Origin of the sequence: Meiothermus luteus (genome assembly GCF_003574085.1) — a bacterium.
Lineage (GTDB): Bacteria > Deinococcota > Deinococci > Deinococcales > Thermaceae > Meiothermus > Meiothermus luteus.
The window spans coordinates 1-5,643 of sequence record NZ_QWKZ01000132.1; the positions used below are offsets into that span (position 1 = coordinate 1).

3 protein-coding genes, 2 pseudogenes and 1 CRISPR repeat array are annotated in these 5,643 nt (G+C 64.2%); all 5 genes and pseudogenes read left to right on the plus strand.

The window, feature by feature from the left end; all coding sequences use genetic code 11:
- Positions 1–644: pseudogene (locus tag Mlute_RS13775) on the plus strand (cobyrinate a,c-diamide synthase); the annotation flags it as partial.
- Between the two features lie 4 nt (positions 645–648).
- Positions 649–2,031: a cobyric acid synthase gene (locus Mlute_RS13780; protein WP_119361155.1), complete on the plus strand. Its 1,383-nt coding sequence runs from the start codon at positions 649–651 to the stop codon at positions 2,029–2,031.
- 45 nt (positions 2,032–2,076) lie between these two features.
- Positions 2,077–2,886, plus strand: a complete 810-nt coding sequence (locus Mlute_RS13785) for a 1,4-dihydroxy-6-naphthoate synthase (protein ID WP_119361156.1) — start codon at positions 2,077–2,079, stop codon at positions 2,884–2,886.
- 71 nt (positions 2,887–2,957) lie between these two features.
- On the plus strand, positions 2,958–3,599 hold the full coding sequence (locus Mlute_RS13790) for a Crp/Fnr family transcriptional regulator (RefSeq protein WP_119361157.1): 642 nt from the start codon (positions 2,958–2,960) through the stop codon (positions 3,597–3,599).
- Between the two features lie 55 nt (positions 3,600–3,654).
- Positions 3,655–5,067 (plus strand): annotated as a pseudogene (gene bshC, locus Mlute_RS13795) (bacillithiol biosynthesis cysteine-adding enzyme BshC); the annotation flags it as partial.
- 83 nt (positions 5,068–5,150) lie between these two features.
- A CRISPR array of direct repeats spans positions 5,151–5,483; the repeat unit is 36 nt; unit sequence AGTTGCAATCCCCTTTCGGGGCTTTGGTTTTGCGAC.
- Positions 5,484–5,643: the final 160 nt, after the last annotated feature.

The following is a 5,643-nucleotide window of genomic DNA, read 5'->3' on the forward strand; positions in this document are numbered from 1 at the left end:
GCCTCCCCCACCGCCTGCCCAGCCCCCAGAAGCCCCCCAGGGTCCGTCTGGGCATCGCCCAGGACAAGGCCTTTAGCTTCTACTACCCCGAGAACCTGGAACTCATCGCGGGCTTCGGGGCCGAGCTGGTGCCCTTCAGCCCTCTGGCCGACCCCAGCCTGCCCGAGGGCCTGGGCGGGGTCTACCTGGGTGGGGGCTACCCCGAGCTCTACGCCGAGGCCCTCTCCGCCAACCAGGGAATGCGGCTGGCCCTTCGTCGCTTCAAAGGACCCATCTACGCCGAGTGTGGGGGGCTCATGTACCTGGGCCAGGCCCTCCAGACCGACGAGGGCCTCTTCCCGATGGTGGGCCTAATCCCCGGGGTTTCGCGCATGACCCCCCGGCTGGCCCTGGGCTACCGGACGGTGGAGGCCCTGAAGGACTCCCCCCTGGCCCAGCGGGGGTGGCAAGCCCGAGGGCACGAGTTTCACTTCAGCGAACGGCCGGCAATCCCTCCAGCCGCCTGGCGGGTCCTAGAGAGTGGCGCCCTCGAGGGGTACGCCAAAGGCCGGCTGCTGGCCAGCTACATCCACCTCTACTTCCCAAGCGAGCCCCGCCTGGCCGAGCGCTTGGTGGCCCAGGCGGCGCAACATGGGGAAGAATAGGGCCATGCCCAGGGCCATCATGGTTCAAGGGACCAGCAGCGGCGCCGGCAAGAGCCTATTGGTCACCGCGCTGTGCCGCTACTACGCCCGGCAGGGCCTCCGGGTGGCCCCTTTCAAGGCCCAGAACATGAGCAACAACGCCCGGGTGGGGGTAGGGGGGGAGATGGGGAGCGCCCAGTATTTTCAAGCCCTGGCCGCCAGGACCACCCCCGAGGTGCGGATGAACCCCGTGCTGCTCAAGCCCGAGGGGGAAACCCGAAGCCAGGTGGTGGTGCTGGGAAAGCCCCAGCCGGAACTCTCCCGTCTGCCCTGGCGCGAGCGCAAAACCCGGCTTTGGCCGGTGGTCCGGAGGGCTTTGCTCGAGCTCTTAGGGGAATACGACCTCCTGGTCATTGAGGGGGCGGGCAGCCCAGCAGAAATCAACCTGAAGGACAGCGACATCGTGAACATGCGGATAGCCCGGGAAGCAGGCGCGCGGGTGCTCCTGGTGACCGACATAGACCGGGGCGGGGCCTTTGCCCACCTCTACGGCACCTACCTGCTCCTGGAACCCGAGGAGCGCGGGCTGCTGCGGGGCTTTATCCTAAACAAGTTCCGCGGCGACGCCAAGCTACTTTCCCCCGCCCCTGAGCGGCTGGAGACCCTCACCGGGATACCCACCGTGGCGGTGCTGCCCTTCCTCGAGGGGCACGGCCTGCCGGAGGAGGACGGGGTCTTTGACGACAGGGCCACCGGGAAGGGCCTCAGCGTGGCCGTGGTGGCCTACCCCCGGGCCTCTAATCTGGACGAGTTTGAGCCCCTAAAACACCTGAGGGGGGTGCGGCTGGTCTGGGCACGAAAGCCCACGGACCTCCAGGGGGCCCACCTGGTGGTGCTGCCCGGCTCCAAGCACACCGCAGCCGACCTTTGCTGGCTGCGAGGGCAGGGCCTAGAGGAGCCCCTGCGGGCCCACGTCCGAGCCGGCCGACCCCTTCTTGGCATCTGCGGCGGGCTGCAGATGCTGGGCCAGGGCATCCACGACCCCCTGGGCCTCGAGAGCCCGGGCAGCCACACGGGGCTGGGCCTCCTTCCCCTCCAGACGACCTTTGAACCTCAGAAAGTGCAACGGCACACCCGGCTGCGGCTGGCCGGCCTTTCGGGATTCTGGGCTGCGCTGGAAGGGGTGGAGATAGAAGGCTACGAGATTCACCATGGCCAAAGCGGGGCCCTCTACCTCCAGCAGGGAAGCGTGCTGGGCCTCTACCTGCACGGCCTTTTTGAGAACCCCGAGGCCCTAAAGCGGCTTCTGGGGGGGAGCGCATGGAGCCTCGAGCCCACCTTTGAGGCCCTGGCTGAGCTGGTGGCCGCGCGTTTTACCCCTGGCTTCCTAGAAGGGCTGCTCGGGTAAAGCCCCAACACACACCCCTCCGGTCCCAAGCCTTAGCATAAGCCCATGCAGCTTGGATACTCCTTCTGCCCCAACGACACCTTTATCTTCTACGCCTTGGTTCACGGCAAGGTAGAAGCGCCCTTTGCGGTTCAGGAGTGTTTGGAAGACGTGGAGACCCTAAACCGCTGGGCCCTGGAGGGAAGGCTCCCCCTCACCAAAATCAGCTACGCCGCCTACGGGCATCTGCGCGAACGCTACGTGGCCTTGCGCTCGGGGGGAGCCCTGGGCCGGGGAGTGGGACCTCTGCTGGTGGCCCGCGAGCCTTTTGACAGCCTGGTGGGCAAGCGGGTAGCCGTCCCTGGGCGCTACACCACGGCTTTCTTGCTGCTTTCCCTTTTCAAGCCAGGCTTTGTTCCAGTGGAAATGCGCTATGACCAGATTATGCCCAAAGTGGCCCGAGGCGAGGTGGACGCGGGGCTCATCATCCATGAGTCCCGCTTCACCTACCCCCGCTTCGGCCTAATCAAGCTTCTAGACCTGGGCGAGCGCTGGGAAGCTGAGACTGGACTTCCCCTGCCCCTAGGGGCCATCCTAGCCCGGCGCGACCTGGGCCCAAAGACCATCCAGGCCCTAGACCAAGCGGTGCGGGCCAGCCTTGAGTACGCTCAGGCCCACCCCGAGGAAACCGTGGCCTACATCAAACAACACGCCCAGGAGCTAGAAGACCAGGTCATCTGGGCCCACATTCACACCTACGTAAACGAGTTCTCGTTGGACGTAGGCCCCGAGGGTGAGGCCGCGGTGGCCGAGCTTTTCCGCCGGGGCCAGGCTGCGGGCCTTCTTCCCTCCTCCAACCTTCCCCCTTTCCTATAATGTGGCATTCACACTTTTTGTATTCTATGCCCGAAATCCGCCCCTCCGAAAGCCGCTAAATTGTCTAAGGGATGACGCCCGAATTCATCGCCTCCCTGCCCCCGGAAGCCCGGGCTGAGGCCGAGCGGGTTTTCCACAGCTTCACCGCCCGCCGCGGCAGCTACATCTACTACCCCGAGGACGAAGCCAAAACCCTCTACTACGTGGTGGATGGCTGGGTGCGGCTCTTTCAGCTCGGCCCCCACGAGGAGGAAATCACCCTTACCGTGGTGGGCGCGGGGGAAATTTTCGGCGAGGGGGCACTTTTGCCGGAAGAATCCTACGGGGCCTTCGCCGAACCACTGGTGGACAGCGAGCTGCTCTCGGCCAGCCGCGAAGACCTGCAGCGGCTCACCAGCCGCTTTCCCGAGGCCCAGATGGCCTTTGTGTTGCTCCTCTCCCGCAGGTTGCGTAAGGCCGAGGAACGCCTGCGCGACCTGCGCTTCAAAGAGGTATTGCCCCGCTTGGCCAAGGCCCTGCTCTCGGCCATGCGGCCAGGCGCGGAGGGCTTTGAGGTCACCCTCTCCCACCAAGACCTGGCCCACCTGGCCGGTTCCACCCGCGAGACCATCACCAAGGTGCTGGGGGAGCTGGCCATGGAGGACGCGATTGAGCTGGGCTACCGGCGCATCCTTATTTTGAAGCCAGAGGTCTTGCGGCGGGTGGCCCTCTAAAAAAACCGCGGCAGGTTACGACACAACCCCTGAGAAGGCGGTAGAATCCCTGGTCATGGCCGACCCCCTGCGCCGGTTCCTGCCCTACGGCTTAGAGGAGCTGCCGGAGGTACTCTCCTCCCCTCGAGAGGCCCCCCGGGAAGCCTTAAGCCAAGGGCTACAAACCTACCTCAGGCGACTGGGCGCCCCAGAGGAAAGCCTGGCCGCTGCCCAACGGCTGGCCCACCCCAAAAGCCGGGCCATCGTCACCGGACAACAAGCCGGCCTGCTCACCGGGCCCGCCTACACCTTTTACAAGGCCCATACCGCCCTCCGGCTGGCAGCCCAGCACCACCGCCTTGAGCGCCCGGTAGTTCCGGTCTTTTGGGTGGCCTCCCAAGACCATGATGTAGCCGAGATAAGCAGGGTGGACCTGCTGGATTTTGAGGAGCGCGTTCACCATCTAACCCTAAACCTGCCCCCCGCCCGGCCTGCAGGGCGCATCCCGTTCGCGCCTTATGTGGAGTCGGTCTGCGGGCTTCTAGGCAGATTCGGCGGGCGGCCCGAGGTACGGGCCCGGCTCTGCCAGACCATGCTGGGGCCCTGGAGCTACAGCGAGGTTTTCGCCCGGATGCTGCTGGAGTTTCTGGGTCCGCAAGGGCTGGTGGTCTTTGACCCCATGGCCCCGGAACTAGCCCCGTTGTTCGCTCCCGCCCTGGAGCGCGAGCTGGCCGACCCCTTGGCCTCCTCCGAAGCCATCAACCGCACCGCCCAGGCCATGAAAAGGGCCGGGCTCGAGCCCACCCTAGGCCGAGGCAAGGCCGCCACCAACCTCTTTCTGGAAGGCCAGGATGGCCTCCGGCGGCTGTTAAGGTTTCGTAGCGGTCGATTCGACGACGGGGTGAAAACCTATACCTTAGCCGATCTAAAGGCCATTTTAGCCCAAGACCCGGCCCGCCTTACCCCAGCCGCGGGTCTGCGGCCCGTCCTACAAGACACGGTGCTTCCCACTGCCGGGTTCGTGGTGGGGCCCAGCGAGCTGCGCTATGTGGCCGAGCTGGGGGAGGTCTACACCTTACACGGCCTCACCCCTCCCGCCGTGGTCGGTCGTATGAGGGCCACGGTGGTTGAACCACCCATCGCCCGTATCCTGCAAAAGTACGGCCTGGACCCTTGGGCCTTCCAGGATGACCCCGAGGGGGCCTTCAAGGATGTCCTGGCGAGCCAGGACGAGCGTGTAGAGGCCATAGAGGAGCACCTCGAGCGCATCCAAGCTGAGCTGGAAAGAATACAGGCCCTTCTACCCGACCCCAGTCTGGCGCGCTCCAAGCGACGGGCCCAAGTGCGCATAGCCCACGAGCTAGAGCGGCTAAAGCGCAAAATTCTAGACTCCGCCATACGACAGGAAAACACCATCGGGGCCCAGTTCGCCCGACTCCAGCGCCACCTAGCTCCCGGCGCTCCACAAGAAAGGGCTTACCCCTTCCCCATGTACCTGCTCAAACACGGCGAACTAGCCCTACAAAAACTTACAGAGCTACCCCCCACCGGACGGCACCTCATCTCACTTTGAGTTGCAATCCCCTTTCGGGGCTTTGGTTTTGCGACTAGTAGGGGGAGAAAGGAGGAAAGGCAATGACCTAGGTAAGTTGCAATCCCCTTTCGGGGCTTTGGTTTTGCGACGAGATCAGCCATCCCCAGTACGGCAAGGGGTGGGTTCAGGTTGCAATCCCCTTTCGGGGCTTTGGTTTTGCGACTGTTGGTCGCAGGGTTAGTGAGCCCAACCGTCCAGGAGAGAGTTGCAATCCCCTTTCGGGGCTTTGGTTTTGCGACTGGTAGACCGACCCCAGACGGGACCGGGGCAGCACCAGTTGCAATCCCCTTTCGGGGCTTTGGTTTTGCGACAGCATACCCCGTTAATCGCCGTCCTGCAAGGGGCTCTCTGAAAGGGTATTTATGAGAAAACCAGGTTATCCACAAGAGGGCTGTGGATAACTGGGGCAAAAATTGCCGTTTGTGCGATGAATGCTTACAAACCCACACTTTTGGATTTTTTGTGGCGTGG